At 64.7% G+C, this 17923-nt stretch carries 16 protein-coding genes; 5 read left to right on the top strand and 11 right to left on the bottom strand.

Features of this window, described 5'->3' with window-relative positions; genetic code table 11:
- Nucleotides 1-6: 6 nt before the first annotated feature.
- Entirely contained in the window at nucleotides 7-1983 is a 1977-nt protein-coding gene (locus GRZ55_RS08360; RefSeq protein ID WP_169286454.1) for a type I restriction endonuclease, read from the bottom strand.
- 208 nt (nucleotides 1984-2191) lie between these two features.
- On the opposite strand from GRZ55_RS08360, the gene GRZ55_RS08355 reads away from it, so the two are divergent.
- A complete protein-coding gene (locus GRZ55_RS08355; RefSeq protein WP_169286453.1) occupies nucleotides 2192-2407 on the top strand; it encodes a hypothetical protein in 216 nt (71 codons plus the stop codon).
- A gap of 13 nt (nucleotides 2408-2420) precedes the next feature.
- Here GRZ55_RS08355 and GRZ55_RS08350 read toward each other — a convergent pair whose 3' ends face one another.
- Entirely contained in the window at nucleotides 2421-3191 is a 771-nt protein-coding gene (locus GRZ55_RS08350) for an IclR family transcriptional regulator C-terminal domain-containing protein (RefSeq protein ID WP_169286452.1), read from the bottom strand.
- Between the two features lie 98 nt (nucleotides 3192-3289).
- On the opposite strand from GRZ55_RS08350, the gene GRZ55_RS08345 reads away from it, so the two are divergent.
- The 3 genes from GRZ55_RS08345 to pcaF are packed head-to-tail and all read left to right on the top strand — an operon-like array spanning nucleotide 3290 to nucleotide 5884.
- Nucleotides 3290-4006, top strand: a complete 717-nt coding sequence (locus tag GRZ55_RS08345) for a 3-oxoacid CoA-transferase subunit A (protein WP_169286451.1) — start codon at nucleotides 3290-3292, stop codon at nucleotides 4004-4006.
- On the top strand, nucleotides 4006-4677 hold the full coding sequence (locus GRZ55_RS08340) for a 3-oxoacid CoA-transferase subunit B (RefSeq protein WP_169286450.1): 672 nt from the start codon (nucleotides 4006-4008) through the stop codon (nucleotides 4675-4677). The genes GRZ55_RS08345 and GRZ55_RS08340 overlap by 1 nt, the downstream gene beginning before the upstream one ends.
- A gap of 1 nt (nucleotide 4678) precedes the next feature.
- Complete coding sequence (pcaF, locus tag GRZ55_RS08335) at nucleotides 4679-5884, top strand: 3-oxoadipyl-CoA thiolase (RefSeq protein WP_169286449.1); 1206 nt, start codon at nucleotides 4679-4681, stop codon at nucleotides 5882-5884.
- Nucleotides 5885-5887: 3 nt separating this feature from the next.
- Here the strand turns inward: pcaF and GRZ55_RS08330 are convergent, their stop codons facing one another.
- On the bottom strand, nucleotides 5888-6892 hold the full coding sequence (locus tag GRZ55_RS08330) for a carnitine 3-dehydrogenase (RefSeq protein WP_169286448.1): 1005 nt from the start codon (nucleotides 6890-6892) through the stop codon (nucleotides 5888-5890).
- A 2-nt stretch (nucleotides 6893-6894) separates the two neighbouring features.
- On the bottom strand, nucleotides 6895-7800 hold the full coding sequence (locus GRZ55_RS08325) for a 3-keto-5-aminohexanoate cleavage protein (RefSeq protein ID WP_169286447.1): 906 nt from the start codon (nucleotides 7798-7800) through the stop codon (nucleotides 6895-6897).
- Nucleotides 7801-8102: 302 nt separating this feature from the next.
- Here GRZ55_RS08325 and GRZ55_RS08320 point away from each other — a divergent pair, with 302 nt between their 5' ends.
- Nucleotides 8103-9629, top strand: coding sequence for an MFS transporter (locus tag GRZ55_RS08320; protein ID WP_246734603.1), 1527 nt, complete (start codon nucleotides 8103-8105; stop codon nucleotides 9627-9629).
- Between the two features lie 28 nt (nucleotides 9630-9657).
- On the opposite strand, the gene GRZ55_RS08315 is transcribed toward GRZ55_RS08320, so the two are convergent.
- The 7 genes from GRZ55_RS08315 to puuE form a co-directional block, all read right to left on the bottom strand.
- Nucleotides 9658-11322 carry an ABC transporter ATP-binding protein gene (locus tag GRZ55_RS08315; RefSeq protein WP_368856600.1) on the bottom strand — a complete coding sequence of 555 codons (1665 nt, stop codon included), beginning with the start codon at nucleotides 11320-11322 and terminating at the stop codon, nucleotides 9658-9660.
- The gene (locus tag GRZ55_RS08310; RefSeq protein WP_169286446.1) at nucleotides 11315-12151 is read right to left on the bottom strand and encodes an ABC transporter permease; all 837 of its coding nucleotides are present in this window, start codon (nucleotides 12149-12151) and stop codon (nucleotides 11315-11317) included. The genes GRZ55_RS08315 and GRZ55_RS08310 overlap by 8 nt, the downstream gene beginning before the upstream one ends.
- Nucleotides 12148-13113: an ABC transporter permease gene (locus GRZ55_RS08305; RefSeq protein ID WP_246734601.1), complete on the bottom strand. Its 966-nt coding sequence runs from the start codon at nucleotides 13111-13113 to the stop codon at nucleotides 12148-12150. Before GRZ55_RS08305 ends, GRZ55_RS08310 begins: the two co-directional genes overlap by 4 nt.
- A 10-nt stretch (nucleotides 13114-13123) precedes the next feature.
- The gene (locus GRZ55_RS08300; RefSeq protein WP_169286445.1) at nucleotides 13124-14713 is read right to left on the bottom strand and encodes an ABC transporter substrate-binding protein; all 1590 of its coding nucleotides are present in this window, start codon (nucleotides 14711-14713) and stop codon (nucleotides 13124-13126) included.
- Nucleotides 14714-15029: 316 nt separating this feature from the next.
- A complete protein-coding gene (locus GRZ55_RS08295) occupies nucleotides 15030-15527 on the bottom strand; it encodes an ureidoglycolate lyase (protein WP_169286444.1) in 498 nt (165 codons plus the stop codon).
- A complete protein-coding gene (locus tag GRZ55_RS08290; RefSeq protein WP_169286443.1) occupies nucleotides 15524-16351 on the bottom strand; it encodes a bifunctional allantoicase/(S)-ureidoglycine aminohydrolase in 828 nt (275 codons plus the stop codon). The genes GRZ55_RS08295 and GRZ55_RS08290 overlap by 4 nt, the downstream gene beginning before the upstream one ends.
- A 10-nt stretch (nucleotides 16352-16361) precedes the next feature.
- Entirely contained in the window at nucleotides 16362-17795 is a 1434-nt protein-coding gene (puuE, locus tag GRZ55_RS08285; RefSeq protein WP_169286442.1) for an allantoinase PuuE, read from the bottom strand.
- Nucleotides 17796-17923: the final 128 nt, after the last annotated feature.

The following is a 17923-nucleotide window of genomic DNA, read 5'->3' as shown; positions in this document are numbered from 1 at the left end:
GGCACCTTAGATCTTGAGTCGCTTAAAGAAGGCCTCATTGCGGAGCCGCGCGTCCTTGAGGACATACCTATAACTGAGAGCTTGTATGAATGCATTGTACTCAGGGTTGTACCCGTAGAAGCCGCCGCCGCCGGGCAGTGGAACGTTGATCTGCGCCATTCTCAGCCACTTGCGTAGGTTTGGCGTCAAGTCAGCTATGATGTAGCAGAAGAACGGAGTTTTGTTGTCGACCTCCTGGATAACTCCGCCATCCCTGTCTGCGGCGGCGCCACCTCGCAGTTCCTCAATGTATCCGTATATCTGAGTAAACGGATTTTCATCCTCATTGTACTCATTGCGCGCAGGCTTCTTGAATTCGATAATTACGACGGGCTGATCGGTGCCTGGTCGGTGGAATGCAGTGCGGCCGTTAAAGAGAAGAACGTCGGGCCGATTCGATGACCCTTCTTCCTTAATGATCCTCTTCATCTGCTTGTCGGACGCCCAATGCTCATAGTAGGTGAGCTTATCGTCGACTATCCAGAGATTGTGGCTATCGATATGAACGTCGGTGCTCGTCACTTTCATCGGCACGACGAATTTGTGCAGCGCCTCCTCGGCGTGGTGCTTCATGGTTCCATCGGGCTTGTAGCCCAGCCTTTTTTCAAGCAAGTCGAGGACAATTTTTCTGCGAACCGTGTAATCGGCCAGAACTGAGAACTCCTGCTGTGAAAGGCGGTTGAGGAGGGTCGCAACACCGGCCTCGACGGGATCGTCATCCTCCGAACCCCGAGACATAGTTTCGACCTTTCTCTCGAGGTCGCGGTTTTCTCTGTAGTCATAGATCGCGAGTTGCTGATAGATTTGTTCTGCAGAGTTGAAGTTTCGTGGTACCTTGGCCTCGACGAAGGCACGGGGGTCGCCGACCAGGTATGAAAACCGTGGGTACTTCTTGATGACGTTTCGGGTAAGCTCTGTCTGGCGCTGAATGACCCGTCCAATCTGGGGGGATAAGATTTGCCGGATCCCCGTCAGTGCTGCTCTCTTGATCTCATCGATCAGATCGTCCTCTAGGTCGAAGGCCGTCCTTTCTGTGTTCACAGATTGATCCAGCATCTCGCCTGAAATAACCCCGGCATATACATATTGCTCGCCGTCCCGCTCGACGTATGTGTTGAGTCCGAGGGGTAGCCCAATCTCGTACTCCGCGACGACACGGCCGTTGGCGGCCAGGTAGATTTTGTGTGCTGCTTTGCCCTCTACGACACCGCGATCCAATAGATTGTGGGTAATGGTCAGGTTGCCGCTCTCAGCAATATCGAAATCGTCTGTGCCGAGTTCCACCTTCTTGGAAGCAAGAACCTCGACGAGGTCTTGGCTACTTTCGTCAGTCTCGATGGTTATAGACGGCACTTCCTGAGCGACGAGGTAGGGCAGAAAGTGTGCGACAATCTTGCGAAGGATTGTATCCATCTTTGTGGGCATGTGCCGGACGTATTCCGGTCTCATGCTCATCAGTTGGATGGACGTCCCAGTTGCAGTAGCTTCGGAGGGAGCCAAGGAGTAGTTTCTGATCGGGCTGGCATTGTCTAGCGCGACGGCGAACTGTCGCCGGTACATTTTCCCGTCGACGCCGAGAAAGTCGCTCACGACGGCCGCATGGTCGAAAACCTTCAGCCAAGAAAGCCTCCCTACGCCTTTTCCGCCCCTCCTGGCCTTATGGTCGCTGTCGTAGGTACGGAACGAAACAAAATTCTCGTCATCCAATCCGACGCCGTTATCCCGAATCTCAACGCTGGGAGAAGACCCGCCGTAGTCGATCATCGCAATGGCAATGCGGCCGGCGGTGCACCACTGATCTCCGAAGCGGTCCTGAATCGCATGCAGCGAGTTGTAAATGGCCTCGAAGATCGGCACCAAAGCGTTTGAGGGCGTCTTCGGTCCAAGGGCGAGATTGCGCACTCGACGGACGAGATCAGACTTAAAGGACAGATCAGGCTGCATGGTGCGCTCGCGCTGCGGTTGTCTTGGTTAGATCAGAATGTCGTAGGCGAAAGCAAGTGTGGTGCTGTTCCGGCATCAACTGAGAACTTGTGTCGCCTCACCCCATTAACCATTTTGTCCGCCCCCGCAAAATCCATCTCCAAATGGTCACGGGAACGTCAAGAGCTTGTCTTCCGAGCGTCACGGGACGGGTGCTATATCCCGCGCCATGATGAGGAACGAGCAAGACAACCGGCCGCAGGGGGCGCATCCAGCCCCGGAAAAAGTCCCCGCCAGTGCGGGCGAGGGCTCGCTGGTCGACGCGCTTCTGGCGCTGCCGGACGATGCGGAAGCCGCGCGGCAGGCGGCCGATGGCAGGCTGCAGGCCGAGCTTGCCCGCAAGATGCGTTCCCTGCTGCGCCGCCGCCCGCCCGAGGCGGCATGAAGCCGCTTGAGCCTCACTGCACCACGAAATAATCCTCGATCCGGCCCGCCGCTTGGCTAAGCAACGGCAGGAACTTCTCCTCCATCTCGTCGACGCTGGTGCGGGCCGACTGGGTCGAGACGTTGATCGCCGCCACGATGCGCCCCGAGAGATCGCGGATCGGCACGGCCAGCGAGCGCAGGCCGATCTCCAGCTCCTCGTCGACGATCGCAAAACCGTCCTGTGCCGCCTTGCGGATCGCGTTTGTGAGGGCGGCGGGATCGGTGATCGTCTTCTCGGTCTTCTTCTCGATGGTCGCGGAGCTGAGGAATTCGGCGAGTTCGGCGTCGGGGAGTTCGCAAAGCAGCACGCGGCCCATCGAGGTGCAGTGGGCCGGCAGCCTGGTGCCGACATGCAGCCCGACCGAGACGAGGCGCGCGCCCGCCACGCGGGCGACATAGACCACGTCATGGCCAGACAAGACGGCGGCCGAGCAGGATTCGCCCAGCCGTTCGGACACCTCGCGCATGATCGGCTCGGCGAAGCTCCACAGCGAGGCGCCGGAAACCCAGTTGCGGGCCAGCGAGATCAGGCGAGGGGAGAGCAGGAAACGTCGGCCGTCCTGCGTTGCATAGCCGCTGGAAGCGAGCGTCAGCAGCAGCCTTCGCGCGCCGGCGCGCGTGAGTGAGGCCTTTTCCGCCACCTCGGAGAGCGTCAGCCCGGCGCGGTGCGCGGCCAGGATCTCCATGACCGTCAGCCCCTTCGCCAGCGAGCCGACAATGTCCCTGTGCTCGCCCTCTTCCATTGACTCCTCACCTGCTTGCGACTAGTCATGTATCGCATGAGAAACTTTTGTTCGCAATACGAACGTTGTGGCGCGGACCAGGGAAGCGGGAACTGCACATGAACAAGATCTGCCCCAGCCTCGAGGAGGCGGTGGCCGGCATTTCGGACGGCATGTCCGTGATGATCGGCGGGTTCGGCGGCGCGGGCGCGCCGATCGAGCTAATCCACGCCCTTGTCGACCGCTACAAGAAGACCGGCTCGCCGGCCAACATCACCGTCATCAACAACAATGCCGGCAATGGCGCGGTCGGCATCGCGGCCATGATCTATGCCGGCATGGTGGCCAAGATGGTGTGTTCCTTCCCGCGCTCGTCGGACCCGAAAGCCTTCACCGACCGCTATCTGGCGGGCGAGATCGGGCTCGAACTGGTCCCGCAGGGCACGCTGGCCGAGCGCATCCGCGCCGGCGGGGCGGGCATCCCGGCCTTCTACACCCCGTCGAGCTACGGCACCGACGTCGCAGACGGCAAGCCGGTCGAGGAATTCGACGGCAAGCATTATGTGCGCGAGCGCTGGCTGAAGGCCGACGTTGCGATCCTCAAGGCGGAGACGGCCGACAGTAAGGGTAACCTCACCTACCGCAAGGCGGCGCGCAATTTCTCGCCGCTGATGGCGATGGCCGCCACCACGACCATCGTGCAGGCAAGCCGCATCGTGGAGCCCGGCCAGATCGACCCCGAACAGGTCATCACGCCCGGCATCTTCGTGAACCAGATCGTCGAGGTGCCCAATCCTGCCCAGGAAGAAGCCCTCTTGCGCGAGGAGACCAAGTGATGAGCGCCAAGCTGACTAACGCACAGATCGCCTGGCGCGCCGCGCAGGACCTGCCGGACGGCGCCTATGTCAATCTCGGCATCGGCTTTCCGGAGATGATCGCCAAGTTCAAGCCGGAAGGCCGCGAGGTGACCTACCACACCGAAAACGGCATTCTGGATTTCGGCGAGGCCCCGCCCGCCGGCTCCGAGGACTGGGACCTCATCAATGCCGGCAAGAAGGCCGTCACGCTGAACCCCGGCGCGTCCTTCTTCCATCATGCCGACAGCTTCGCGATGGTGCGCGGCGGTCATCTCGATGTCGCCGTGCTCGGCGCCTATGAGATTGCCGAGAATGGCGATCTCGCCAATTGGAGCACCGGCCCGGGCTCGGTCCCGGCCGTCGGCGGCGCGATGGACCTCGTCCATGGCGCCAAGCAGGTCTGGGTGGTCACCGACCACGTCACCAAGAAGGGCCAGCCCAAGCTGGTCGAGCGCTGCTCGCTGCCCTTGACCGGCGTCGGCTGCGTGACCCGCATCTATACGAGCCTGGCGGTGATCGACGTGGTCGACAAGCATTTCGTCCTGCGCGACAAGCTGCCGGGCATGAGCCTGGAGGAACTGCAGGCCGTCACCGGCGCGAAACTGCATATCGATGGCGACATCGCCGATCTCAACGTACCGGAGGTTTGACATGGCCGACGCCTATATCTGCGACTATATCCGCACCCCCATCGGCCGCTTCGGCGGTTCGCTCTCCTCCGTGCGCGCCGACGATCTCGGCGCCATCCCGCTGAAGGCGCTGATGGAGCGCAACGCCAATGTCGACTGGCAGGCGATCGACGATGTCGTCTATGGCTGTGCCAACCAGGCCGGCGAGGACAACCGCAACGTCGCGCGCATGGCGCTGCTTCTGGCCGGCCTGCCGAAGGAGATCTCCGGCTCGACCGTCAACCGGCTCTGCGGTTCCGGCATGGATGCGCTGACGATTGCCGCCCGCGCCATCAAGTCGGGCGAGGCCGAGATCATGATCGCCGGCGGCGTGGAATCCATGTCGCGCGCGCCCTTCGTGATGCCCAAGGCCGAGACGGCCTTCTCGCGCAACGCCGAGATCTACGACACCACCATCGGCTGGCGCTTCGTCAACCCGCTGATGAAGAAGCAGTACGGCATCGATTCCATGCCGGAGACCGGCGAGAACGTCGCCGAGGACTTTTCCATCAGCCGCGCCGACCAGGACGCCTTTGCCGTGCGCAGCCAGGAAAAGGCGGTTCGAGCACAGGAAAGCGGGCGTCTCGCCAAGGAGATCGTCCCGGTCACCATCCCGCAGCGCAAGGCCGATCCGATCGTCGTGGACAAGGACGAGCATCCGCGCGCCGGCACGACGGTGGAAAAACTCGGCAAGCTGGCCACGCCCTTCCGCGAGAACGGCACGGTCACGGCCGGCAATGCGTCGGGCGTCAATGACGGCGCGGCGGCGCTGATCGTGGCTTCGGAAGCGGCGGTCAAGAAATATGGCCTCACCCCCATCGCCCGCGTGCTGGGCGGTGCGGCGACCGGCCTCCTGCCGCGCATCATGGGTTTTGGTCCTGCCCCGGCAACGAAGAAGCTCTGCGCGCGGCTCGGCATCAAGCCGAGTGATTTCGACGTGATCGAGCTCAACGAAGCCTTCGCCTCGCAGGGCCTCGCGACACTGCGCGATCTCGGCATCGCCGACGACGCGGCGCATGTGAACCCGAATGGCGGCGCCATCGCGCTCGGCCATCCGCTCGGCATGTCGGGCGCCCGCATTTCGGGCACGGCCGCACTGGAGTTGCATGAGCGTGGCGGCAAGCTGGCACTCGCCACCATGTGCATCGGCGTCGGCCAGGGCATCGCCATCGCGATGGAGCGCGCCTGACGCTTAACGAATGCCGGCGCGGTCCTTCAGCTGCTTTGCATAGCTGTTGAGCGCCTCGCCGGCGCCCCAGCCCTTGCCGCCCTGGCTCGCCGCCAGCGCCCGCATGATGGCCACCAGATTGTCGTCGCGGATGGTCTCCAGTTCGCGGATCGACAGCCCGGCGGCCTGTTCGTCCGACTGGGTGGCAATCGTGTCGACCAGCTCGTCGGTCAGTTCCGGCACATCCGTCAGCTTGGTCCACGGCCATTCCAGGCACGGCCCGAACTGGGCCATGAAATGGCGCATGCCGGCCTCGCCGCCGGCGATGCGGTAGGTCTGGAACAGGCCCATCTGCGCCCAGCGCAGGCCGAAGGAATAGCGGATGATGTCGTCCAGCTCCTCGACCGTCGTCACCCCGTCCTTGATCAGCCACAGCGCCTCGCGCCACAAAGCCTCCAGCAGGCGGTCGCCGACAAAGGCCTCGATCTCCTTGCGGATGACGACGGGCTTCATGCCGATGGCGGCATAGACGTTCCTCGCCTTCTCCACCATGGCCGGGTCGGTCTTCTCTCCGGCCACGATCTCGACCAGCGGCAGCAGATAGACCGGGTTGAAGGGGTGGGCGACGACCAGCCTTTCGGGATGGGTCATCGGCGCCTGCATGTCGGTCGGCTTCAGGCCCGAGGTGGACGAGCCGATCAGCGCGTCGGGTCGTGCACGGGCGTCGATCTCCGCCAGCACCTTGTGTTTCAGGTCGAGCCGTTCCGGCACGCTTTCCTGGATGAAATCGGCCTCCTTCACCGCATCCTCGATGCTTGCCGCAAGGGTCAGCCGGCCTTCCGCAGGCAGCGTGTCGGTCATGGCACCATAGGCGCGTCGTGCGCCCGCCATCACCTCCTCGACCTTGCGCGCGGCATCGGGCGCCGGATCGAAGAGCGCCACATCGATGCCGTTCAACAGCAGCCGCGCCACCCAGCCGGCGCCGATCACCCCGCCGCCGATGCAGGCGGCCTTGCGAATGTCCTGCATGTCTACCACCGCTTCGTCAGCTTGAGTTTTTCGCGTACTTCATCGGGGCCGATCACCCGGCAGCCCATGCCGTGGGCGACCTGCATCGCGCGCTCGACCAGCTGTCCGTTGGTGGCCAGTTCCCCCTTGCCGAGCCAGAGATTGTCTTCGAGCCCCACCCGGATGTTGCCGCCGGCCAGCACGGCGAGCGCCGCATAGGGCAGCTGGTTGCGGCCGATCGAAAAGGCCGAGAAGGTCCAGCCCGCGGGCAGATTGTTGACCAGCGCCATGAAGGTCGCGATGTCGTCGGGCGACCCCCAGGGCACGCCCATGCAAAGCTGCACCATCACCGGATCGTCGATCAGCCCCTGGTCCTTCAGCCATTTGGCCAGCACCAGATGCCCGCCGTCGAAGATCTCGATCTCGGGGCGCACGCCGAGATCGCGGATGCCGGCGGCCATCGCCTTCAGCATGGCCGGCGAATTGACCATGATGTAGTCGCCCTCGCCGAAATTCATCGTGCCGCAATCGAGCGTGCATATCTCGGGCTTCAGCTTCGCCACATGTTCGAGCCGCTCGGTCGCGCCGGCCATGTCGGTGCCCTTGTCGGACGGCGGCAGCGGCGCCTCGGGTGAGCCCAGCGTCAGGTCGCCGCCCATGCCGGCGGTCAGGTTCAGCACCATGTCTGTGCCGGAAGCCCGGATCAGCTCGACCACCTCCTCGTAGAGCTCGATCCGCCGTGCCGGCGCGCCCGTCTCCGGATCGCGCACATGGATATGGGCGATTGCCGCGCCGGCCCTGGCCGCGTCGATGGCCGAGTCGGCGATCTGCCGGGGCGTGATCGGCACATGGGGCGATCGGGCGGTCGTGTCGCCTGCGCCAGTCACGGCACAGGTGATGAAGATGTCGCGGTTGGGTGTGAGCGGCATGAAGTCCTCTGGGCAAACAGGTTTCGGAGGCGGGGCGTGGTTTCGCAGACTAGTGGCGGTCGGGCGCCGGTGCTTTCCATTCTTCGTCTGGCGATGGCGTTTTCCAGCCATCGCGATCCCGTTTCGGGCGGCGGCGGGAACCAGATGCGCTGCCATCGGCGAGGGAGGCAGCACTGTCGAAACACGACCGATGCTGAAGCCATGCTGTCAGCACGGGGCGGCTAAGAAGCCCGTCCCGTGTCGGAACCGGCCGGCCCGGTGCGTTCTAGGTCGACCGCGGCCGTCGAGCAAGGAAATCCCGAATGTCGACAATCGAAATGCCATCCGCCAGCGCCTTCGTGCCCCGGAAGGCCACCCGCAAGGACTGGCTGGGCCTCGCCGTCATCGCGCTGCCCTGCATGCTCTATTCCATGGACCTGACGGTCCTCAATCTCGCCGTGCCGCAGATCGACATCAGCCTGCGCCCAAGCGCGGCGCAGATGCTGTGGATCGTGGATATCTATGGCTTCATGGTTGCCGGCGCGCTCATCACGATGGGCACGCTGGGTGATCGGATCGGCCGCAGGCGTCTCCTGATGATCGGTGCCGTGGCCTTCGGCGCGGCGTCGGTGCTGGCGGCGTTTTCGACCAGCGCGACCATGCTGATCGTCGCGCGCGCGCTGCTCGGCCTCGCCGCCGCGACGCTGGCGCCATCCACGCTTTCGCTGATCAGCAACATGTTTCATGACGCCCGCGAACGGACCTTCGCGATCAGCGTCTGGATCGCCAGCTTCTCGGCCGGCGCGGCCATCGGGCCGGTGGTCGGCGGCGTGCTCCTCAATTGGTTCTGGTGGGGATCGGTGTTCCTGATCGCGGTGCCGGTCATGGTCCTCTTGCTCGTGCTGGCGCCGCTGCTTCTGCCCGAGTACCGCAGTCCCGAGGCGGGTCGGCTGGACCTGACCAGCGCGGCACTCTCCGTCCTCGCTGTGCTGGGCGTCATCTACGGGGTGAAGGCGGCGGCCGAAGGCGGGCTCGACATGCAGTCGCTCGCCATCATGGCGGCAGGGCTCACCGCAGGCTGGATCTTCGTGCGCCGGCAGACACGGCTCGACGATCCGCTCATCGACCTCTCGCTCCTGCGGGTTCCTGCCTTCAGCGCCTCGCTGGGCGTCAATCTGGTGTCGTTCTTCGTGGCCTTCGGCTCGTTCCTGCTGATCGCCCTTTACCTCCAGCTGGTGCTTGGCCTCTCGCCCCTGATGGCCGGCATCTGGTCGCTTCCCTCGGCCGTGGGCTTCATCATCGGGGCCATGGCGGCCCCGGCAATGGTGGGAAGCGTGCGGCCGGCCTATCTGATGGCGACGGGGCTGACGGTGGCGGCCTGCGGCTTCGCTCTGCTTTCTGTCGCGGCCGGTGCGTTCTCGCTGCCGCTCACCGTGTCTGCCCTGTTCATCCTGTCGATTGGGCTGGCGCCCGTCTTCACACTGGCCACCGACCTCATCATCGGCGCGGCCCCGGGTGACCGTGCGGGCTCGGCCGCGGGCATGGCGGAGACGAGTTCGGAACTCGGCGGGGCGCTCGGCATCGCGCTTCTCGGTAGTCTCGTCACCGCGCTCTACCGCCTGAATCTCGGCGGCGCCATGCCGGAAAATACGGCGATGGCATCCACCGGCACCGTCGGCACCGCGCTGGTGGAGGCGGAGGCGCTGGGCGGATCCGCGGGAGAAACACTCGCGGCCGCGGCCCGTGTGGCTTTCGCGGAGGGGATGTCGACGGCGGCGATGATCTGCGCCGCAATCGCGCTGTTGGCAGCCGGGGTGACGGCGCGGGTGTTGCGCCGCGTCGGCCAGTAGCGGCGGGAGGGGGGAGCTGAGCCGCCGCCTAGTTGCCGCCGCTCTCCATGCGGCGTCCGGCAATGGCGTTTTCCAGCCAGCCGAGCTGCATTTCCGGCACGGAGGAAAGAAGCAGGTCGGTGTAGTCGTCGAAGGGCGGCTTCAGGACCTCGCTCTTGGTTCCGTAGCGCACCACCTTGCCCTGGTACATGACCGCGATGGAATCGGCGATCGCCTTCACCGTGGCGAGGTCGTGGGTGATGAACAGATAGGCCACCTGTTCCTCGCGCTGCAGTTCGAGCAGGAGCTTCAGGATTTCGTTGGCCACCAGCGGGTCGAGCGCGCTGGTCACCTCGTCGCAGATGATCAGTGTCGGCTTGGCCGCCAGCGCGCGGGCGATGCAGACGCGCTGCTTCTGGCCGCCGGACAGTTCGGCCGGGTAGCGGTCGGCATAGCCGGTGCCCATCTCGATCTTGTCGAGCAGTTCGGCCACCCGCCGGTCGCGCTCCTTGCCGCGCATGTTGAAGTAGAACTCCAGCGGCCGGCCGATGATGGTCGCCACAGTCTGGCGCGGGTTCATGGCCGTGTCGGCCATCTGGTAGATCATCTGCAATTCGCGCAGATCGTCGCGCGTGCGCTGGGCGAGTTTGGGCGAAAGCGTGCGGCCAGCGAACTCGATCTCGCCTTCCCGGGGCGTTAGCAGGCCGGTGATCACACGCGCCAGCGTCGACTTGCCCGACCCGGATTCGCCGACCACGGCCAGCGTCTGGCCGGGGAAGATGTCGACCGAGACGTCCTTGAGAACGTCGATCTTGCCCCCGCCATAGGCGGCGGTAATGTTCTTGACCGAGAGGGCAGGGGAGCCGGCGGGCTTCTGCTCCTCATGGTCGATGGCGTGTGCTGCGACCAGTGCCTTGGTGTAGTCTTCCTTCGGCGCCTCGATGATCTGGCGCGTCTCGGCCCATTCGACCGTCTTGCCATGGCGCAGAACCATGATCTCGTCGGAGACCTGGGCGACGACGGCAAGGTCGTGCGTGATGTAGAGCGCGGCCACGCCGGTGTCGCGGATCGCCTCCTTGATCGCCGCCAGCACGTCGATCTGGGTGGTCACGTCGAGCGCGGTGGTCGGTTCGTCGAAAACGATCAGGTCGGGCTCCGAGCACAGCGCCATCGCGGTCATGACGCGCTGCAGCTGGCCGCCGGAGACCTGGTGCGGATAGCGGTTGCCGATCCGCTCGGGCTCCGGCAGGCTGAGCTTGCGGAACAGCGCGACGGCGCGTTTTTCGGCTTCCTTGCGCGAGGCGCGGCCGTGTTCGACGGTGGCTTCCACCACCTGGTCCATCAGCTTGTGGGCCGGGTTGAAGGCGGCCGCCGCCGACTGGGCGACGTAGCAGACCTCGGCGCCGCGCAGGTGGCGGACGCCGCGCGTCTTTTCCTTCATGATGTCCCGGCCGTTGAGGATGACCTCGCCGCCGGTGATGCGCACGCCGCCGCGCCCATAGGCCATGGCCGACAGCCCGATGGTCGACTTGCCGGCCCCGGACTCCCCGATGAGGCCGAGAACCTTGCCCTTTTCGAGCTTCAGCGAGATGCCGTCTACGATGGTGATGTCGTGCGGGTCCTCGTCGGGCGGATAGACGGTTGCCTCGATCTTCAGATCGCGGATCTCGAGCAGGGCGTCGCCATGCGTCTTGTGTTTCAGGGCCTCAGCCACCGCGGCCTCCCTTCAGGCTTGAGGTGCGGTTGAGAACCCAGTCGGCGACCAGATTGACCGAGATGGCCAGCGCGGCAATGGCGGCGGCCGGGATGAGGGCGGCGCCGATGCCGAACACGATGCCTTCGCGGTTCTCGCGCACCATGCCGCCCCAGTCGGCGTTCGGCGGCTGCACGCCGAGCCCCAGGAAGGAGAGGGCGGAGAGGAAGAGCACCGCGTAGATGAAGCGCAGCCCGAGTTCGGAAACCAGCGGCGACAGCGCGTTGGGCAGGATCTCGCGGAAGATGATCCACATGCGCCCTTCGCCGCGCAGCTTGGCCGCCTCGACGAAGTCCATGACGTTGATGTCGGCTGCGACGGCCCGCGACAGGCGGTAGACGCGGGTCGAGTCCAGAAAGCCCATGACGAAGATGAGGACGGGAATGGTCGAGGGCAGGACCGACAGCACGACCAGCCCGAAGATCAGCGTCGGGATGGACATCAGGAGATCGACGAGGCGCGACATGATGGAGTCGAACCAGCCGCCGATGACGGCCGCCGCAAATCCGAGGATGGAGCCGAGCGAGAAGGCGAGCGCGGTCGCCATCGCCGCGATGAACACGGTCACCTGCGCACCGTAGATCATGCGCGACAGGAGATCGCGGCCCAGATTGTCGGTCCCCAGCCAGTGGCGCGACGAGGATGATTCCCACACGCCGCCGATGATGAGAGAGCCCGGATAGGGCGCGATCCATTGCGCGAAGATCGCGCAGAAGAGGAAGACGATGGTGAAGAAGAGGCCGATGGCCGCTCCGATGGGCACGCGTCCGAGCCAGGGCAATGCGATCATCTCGGATGCCTCAGGCGCGGGTTGGCGATGATGGCGGCGATATCGGCGATGAGATTGAGCCCTATGTAGACGGCGGCAAAGATGAGGCCCACGGCCTGCACCACCGGCACGTCGCGCTTGGAGACGTGATCGACCAGATATTGCCCCATGCCGGGATAGACGAAGATCACCTCGACGACGACCACGCCGACCACCAGGAAGGCGAGGTTGAGCATGACCACGTTGACGACCGGCGCGATGGCATTCGGCAGCGCGTGTCGGCGGATGATGTCGAACTGCGACAGGCCCTTGAGCTCCGCCGTCTCGATATAGGCCGACTGCATCACGTTGAGGATCGCCGCGCGGGTCATGCGCATCATGTGCGCCAGCACGACCAACGTCAGCGCGGCGGCCGGCAGGGCGATCGCCTGCATGCGCTGCCAGAACGGCATGCCTTCATAGACGGTCGAGAAGCTCGGGAACCAGTTCAGCGTCACGGCGAAGATGAAGATGAGGACGTAGCCGATGAAGAATTCCGGCAGCGAGGTGGAGGCGAGCGCCAGGCCGGAGATCGTCTTGTCGACGACGCCGTTGCGGTAGCGCACGGCGATCAGCCCGAGCAGGATCGCCAGCGGCACCGAGACGGCAGCCGCCCAGAAGGCCAGGAACAGCGTGTTGGCGAGCCGTGGCGCGATCGCGGAGGCGATGTCGCGGCGATTGGAAAGCGCCACGCCCAGATCGCCCGTCAGCACGCCGCCGAGCCAGGAGAAATAGCGCACGATGGCCGGCTGATCGAGGCCGAGTTCGCGGCGCAGATTCTCCAGCGCCTGCGGCGTCGCCGCCTGGCCGAGAATCGAGCTTGCGACGTCGCCCGGCAGGATCTCGGTGCCCATGAAGATGAGCACCGAAACCGCCAGAAGGAGAAGGACGCCCAGCGCGATACGCTGGGCGATCAACTTCAGTATGGAGCCCCAGCCCCCCAAGGTCCCGAACCTACGCCTGTTGGAGCCAGACGCGGATCGCCGCCCTCAGATTGGACGTCTCGTGGTTGGGGTCGCGGACCCAGCCCTGAACCTCTTCGCGACGCGCGTCGAGGAAGTCGTTGAACATGGGCAGGATCAGGCCGCCATCGTCACGCACCTTGGTGGCGGCGTCGCGATAGAGTTCCGCGCGGCGCGACGTGTCGAGCTCGGCGCGCGCCTCGAAGATGATGTCGTCGAAGCCTTCGTCGAAGAAGCGCGTGTCGTTCCAGTCGGCGCCGGTAATGTAGGCGGTCGAATACATGGAATCCTGCGTCGGGCGGCCGCCCCAGTAGGAGGCGCAGAAGGGCTGCGCGTTCCAGACTTCCGTCCAGTAGCCGTCGCCCGGCTCGCGCTGGACCTGGATGTCGATGCCGGCGGCCGAGGCCTGCTGGGCAAAGAGCTGGGCTGCGTCGACGGCACCGGGGAAGGCGACTTCCGACGTACGCAGCAGGATCGGGCCTTCATGGCCGGAGCGCTCGAAATAGTGGCGCGCCTGATCCGGATCGTAGGTCCGCTGCTCGATGCCCTCCGGGTAAAGCGCGTAGGACTCGTTGATCGGGAAGTCGTTGCCAAGCGAAGCGTGGCCGAGCAGGACCTGGTTGATCATCTGCTCGCGGTCGATCGACAGCTTCAGCGCCATGCGCAGATCGGCATTGTCGAAGGGCGCCGTGTTGCAATGCATGATGAACACGTAGTGGCCCTTGGAAGGCACGCCCTCGATCACGACACCCGGGGCGCGCGACAGGAGTTCCACGGTGCGCGGCTCGACCCGGTTGATGATGTGGACCTGGCCCGACTGCAGCGCGGAGATGCGCGCGGTCGAGTCGTTCATCACGATGATCTCGACGGAATCGACATGGCCGACATCGTCGCGCCAGTAGCCGTCATATTTGGTGCTGACGTGGCGCACGCCCGGTTCGTTGACCTCCACCTTGTAGGGTCCGGTGCCGATGCCGGCATCCGGCTCGTCCATGCCGCCATTGGGCTGGATCACGAGGTGGTAGTCGGTCAGGAGCAGCGGGAGATCGGCATTGCCGCGCGCCAGCTTGAAGACCACTACATTGCCGTCGACGGAAATGTCCTCGATGTCGCGCAACACGCCGAGAGCCGCGGATTCGGTGTTCTCGTCGGAGTGGCGGCGGATGGTCTGGGCCACGTCCTCGGCGGTCATTTCCTGACCGTTGTGGAAGGTCACGCCCTGGCGGATGTTGAAGCGCCACTCGGTGGCGTCTTCGGACGGTTCCCAGGACTCGGCCAGGACCGGCTCCGGCGAGCCGTCTTCGGGCGACTGGATCACCAGGGTCTCGCCCCAGGTCGAGCCGAAATTCTGCGGTACCTGGGTGAGCCAGGTCGCGGGGTCGAGGCTGTTGGTGGATTCGCCGCCCGTCAGGCCCATGCGCAGCGCGCCGCCTTTCTGGGGCTGCGCCTTGACGGCCTTGGTCAGCAGGGACGTGGCGAAGGGCGTCGCGATGCCGAGTGCTGCGGCGCGGCCAAGAAAGTCGCGGCGGCTCAGCTTGCCGGATGCAACGCGGTGGCTAAGAAACTTGAGTTCTTTGGACATGTCGTTCCTCACTCTGTTGTTCGTAAACGGTCTTCAGACCGCCGGGTGCTATTTCCGCAGCCTCTTTGGACGCGATAATGACGCGATATTTCGCGCTGCCGCAAGGTCATCTGCGACATCGCGCGACGTATTTGTCAGGAACACCCCTTGGCCATTTAATAGCCTCAGCAGGGACACTGATGCAACCGGATCGGCCAATTTATCATGAAAATTTGCCCCGAAACGGCTATCGCCGACCCCCGCTGCGACGGATCGAAAGCCTAGCGGAGACACGTGACAGCGCCATGAAATCCCGTGTCCGGCACTTGCCTGGCTGTCAGGGCAGGCGAACCTCGAAAGGCGCGTCGAAGGAGAATTCCTGCAGGTTCTCGCCGGCGCCGCCGCGGTCCACGACCAGGAAATCCTGCGGCGCGCCAATGGGCGTCAGGACCGCATGCCAGACGTTCCGATGGTAGTTCACGCCCTGGCCCGGCGCCGTCAGGAAGGCCTGCGGCGCGCCGGGTCCCTTCGTGCCCTCGTCCGGGCAGACGACGACGAGGAACGGCGCGGGCGAGAGCGGCATGAAGGCCTGGCTGCCGAAAGGATGGCGCTCGACCATTCCGAGCTTCAGCGGAAAATCGTAGGGCTTTCCCCGAAAGATCGAGATGATCACCTTTCCCTCCGGCCCGGTCGCCTCGACCTTCGCCATGTCGTGGAAGCGCTCCGTCATGCCCGCATTGATGGGGAAGCTGTTCTTCCAGTCGGTGTCGAGCACATCGCCGAAGGGCGCGAAGGCTTCGCGCGTCAGCGGGGCGGCGGTGAGGCTGCGGGTCATCGGAGATCGAGCCTCGGATGCCGGTTCACGTCCTTGTAGAGGAGATAGCGGAAGCGGCCCGGGCCGCCGGCATAGCAGGCCTGCGGGCAGAAGGCGCGCAGCCACATGAAGTCGCCGGCCTCGACCTCCACCCAGTCTTGGTTGAGCCGATAGGCCGCCTTGCCTTCGAGCACATAGAGCCCGTGCTCCATCACGTGGGTTTCCAGGAAGGGGATCACGCCGCCCGGCTCGAAGGTGACGATCGTGACATGCATGTCGTGGCGCAGATCTTCCGGGTCGACGAAACGTGTCGTGGACCAGCGCCCATCGGTGCCGGGCATCTGGGCGGGCTCGACCTCGTCATCATGCGAAAAGAGGGCTTCCGGCCCGTCGAGGCCGTCGACCTTCTCGTAGCGCTTGCGAATCCAGTGGAAGCGCGCGGCAGTGTCTCCGTCATTTCGCGCCGTCCAGCTGGAAGCGGGCGGTAGATAGGCGAAGCCGCCCGGAGTCAGCACGCGGTCGTTTCCGTCGAGCGTCACCGTCAGCTCGCCTTCCACGACGAAGAGCACGGCCTGGGCCTCGGCGTCCGGCTCAGGTCGATCGCTGCCACCGCCGGGCGCGACCTCCATGATCATCTGCGAAAAGGTCTCGGCAAAGCCCGAAAGCGGGCGCGCGAGAATCCAGGCGCGGGTGTCGTTCCAGAAGGGCAGGCGGCTCGTGACGATATCCTGCATGGTGCCCGCCGGCAGCACCGCATAGGCTTCCGTGAAGACCGCGCGGCCTGTCAGCAACTGGCTTTGGGGCGGATGGCCGCCATGGGGGGCGTAATAGCTTCGATCTGCCATGGCGGGTCCTTCAGGCGGGCAGGATGTCGTTCAGCCGGAGACGGGCGATGCGCTCCACCTGCCGGCAGGCGGTCGCAAATTCCGTCTCGCGGTCGTTGTCGATGCGCGCCTTGAAGGCTTCAAGGATGCTCGACTTGGTGTTGTCCTTCACCGCGATGATGAAGGGGAATCCGTGTTTTTCGACGTAAGCCGCGTTGAGACGCTCGAAGGTCGCGCGTTCCTCGTCGGTCAGCGCGTCGAGACCGGCGGAGGCCTGCTCGGCGGTCGATTCCGCCGTCAGGCGTTTGGCCGCCGCTAGCTTGCCGGCCAGGTCGGGATGGGCCTTGAGCACGCCGAGCCGCTCCTCCTCGGAGGCCGAGCGGAAGACACGCGCCAGCGCGTTGTGCAGGCCACCGGCCGAATCGTGGGCAGGTCCCAGTTCGCCGTCGAAGGCGCGTTCCGCGATCCAGGCGGAATGCTCGAAGATGCCGCCGAACCTGCCGACGAATGCCTCGCGGTCCATGCGGCTCGGCCGCAGGGCGGGCGGTGCATGGGGATGGGTCTTCATCCAGTGTTCGGCGATGTCGATGCGTCGGGCGAGCCACACCTTCTCATGCCCCTTCACGTAATCGATGAAGCGCTTGAGCGCGGCCGCGCGTCCCGGTCGCCCGATCAGCCGGCAGTGCAGCCCGACGCTCATCATGGCCGGCCGCCCGGCCTGTCCTTCCGCATAGAGCGTGTCGAAGCTGTCCTTCAGATAGGCGAAGAACTGGTCGCCGGAATTGAACCCTTGCGCGGTCGCAAAGCGCATGTCGTTGGCGTCGAGCGTATAGGGGATCACCAGTTGCGGATCGATCGGATTGCCGTGGCCGTCATGGTCGAGCCAGTAGGGCAGGTCGTCGTCATAGGTGTCCGAGATCCAGGCAAAGCCCCCTTCGGCTGCGGCGAGTTTGACCGAGTTGACGGATGTGCGCCCCAGGTAGATGCCCTTGGGCCGTTCGCCCGTCACCTCCTCGTGCAGGCGGACCGCCTCGACGAGATCGCGCATCTCGTCCTCTTCGTCATGGTCGCGATAATCGATCCAGCGCAGGCCGTGCGTGGCCAGTTCCCATCCCGCATCCTGCATGGCGGCAACCTGGTCGGGAGAACGCGCCAGCGCGGTCGCCACACCATAGACGGTAACCGGGACCCCGGCCTCGGTGAACATGCGGTGCAGGCGCCAGAAGCCGGCGCGCGCGCCATATTCATACATGGACTCGATGTTCCAGTGCCGCTTGCCGGGCCAGGGGGCGGCACCGACCACTTCCGACAGGAACGCTTCCGAGGCGGCATCGCCATGCAGGATGCAGTTCTCACCGCCTTCCTCGTAGTTCATCACGAACTGGACGCAGATTTGGGCGCCGCCCGGCCATTGGGGATCGGGCGGGTTGGCCCCGTAACCGCGCATGTCCCTCGGATATCGCATCCTGCTTGCCACCCTCGCGCTTGTCATTCTCAACTCTCGGGCGCAATGATAGACGAAAGGAATGAAGACGCATTCCCCTTTGAAAAATTGAAAGTCTTTCGAGGGGCGCTGCCTCTTATCCCGCGCCG

The sequence above is a fragment of the Chelativorans sp. ZYF759 genome (assembly GCF_012911015.1).
GTDB lineage: Bacteria > Pseudomonadota > Alphaproteobacteria > Rhizobiales > Rhizobiaceae > ZYF759.
This window is presented reverse-complemented; position numbering and strand designations above follow the sequence as displayed.

Coding starts and splice junctions, on each gene's coding strand:
- GRZ55_RS08360 (WP_169286454.1), bottom strand. CDS start 1,983: ATGCAGCCTGATCTGTCCTTTAAGTCTGATCTCGTCCGTCGAGTGCGC.
- GRZ55_RS08355 (WP_169286453.1), top strand. CDS start 2,192: ATGATGAGGAACGAGCAAGACAACCGGCCGCAGGGGGCGCATCCAGCC.
- GRZ55_RS08350 (WP_169286452.1), bottom strand. CDS start 3,191: ATGGAAGAGGGCGAGCACAGGGACATTGTCGGCTCGCTGGCGAAGGGG.
- GRZ55_RS08345 (WP_169286451.1), top strand. CDS start 3,290: ATGAACAAGATCTGCCCCAGCCTCGAGGAGGCGGTGGCCGGCATTTCG.
- GRZ55_RS08340 (WP_169286450.1), top strand. CDS start 4,006: ATGAGCGCCAAGCTGACTAACGCACAGATCGCCTGGCGCGCCGCGCAG.
- pcaF (WP_169286449.1), top strand. CDS start 4,679: ATGGCCGACGCCTATATCTGCGACTATATCCGCACCCCCATCGGCCGC.
- GRZ55_RS08330 (WP_169286448.1), bottom strand. CDS start 6,892: ATGCAGGACATTCGCAAGGCCGCCTGCATCGGCGGCGGGGTGATCGGC.
- GRZ55_RS08325 (WP_169286447.1), bottom strand. CDS start 7,800: ATGCCGCTCACACCCAACCGCGACATCTTCATCACCTGTGCCGTGACT.
- GRZ55_RS08320 (WP_246734603.1), top strand. CDS start 8,103: ATGTCGACAATCGAAATGCCATCCGCCAGCGCCTTCGTGCCCCGGAAG.
- GRZ55_RS08310 (WP_169286446.1), bottom strand. CDS start 12,151: ATGATCGCATTGCCCTGGCTCGGACGCGTGCCCATCGGAGCGGCCATC.
- GRZ55_RS08300 (WP_169286445.1), bottom strand. CDS start 14,713: ATGTCCAAAGAACTCAAGTTTCTTAGCCACCGCGTTGCATCCGGCAAG.
- GRZ55_RS08295 (WP_169286444.1), bottom strand. CDS start 15,527: ATGACCCGCAGCCTCACCGCCGCCCCGCTGACGCGCGAAGCCTTCGCG.
- GRZ55_RS08290 (WP_169286443.1), bottom strand. CDS start 16,351: ATGGCAGATCGAAGCTATTACGCCCCCCATGGCGGCCATCCGCCCCAA.
- puuE (WP_169286442.1), bottom strand. CDS start 17,795: ATGCGATATCCGAGGGACATGCGCGGTTACGGGGCCAACCCGCCCGAT.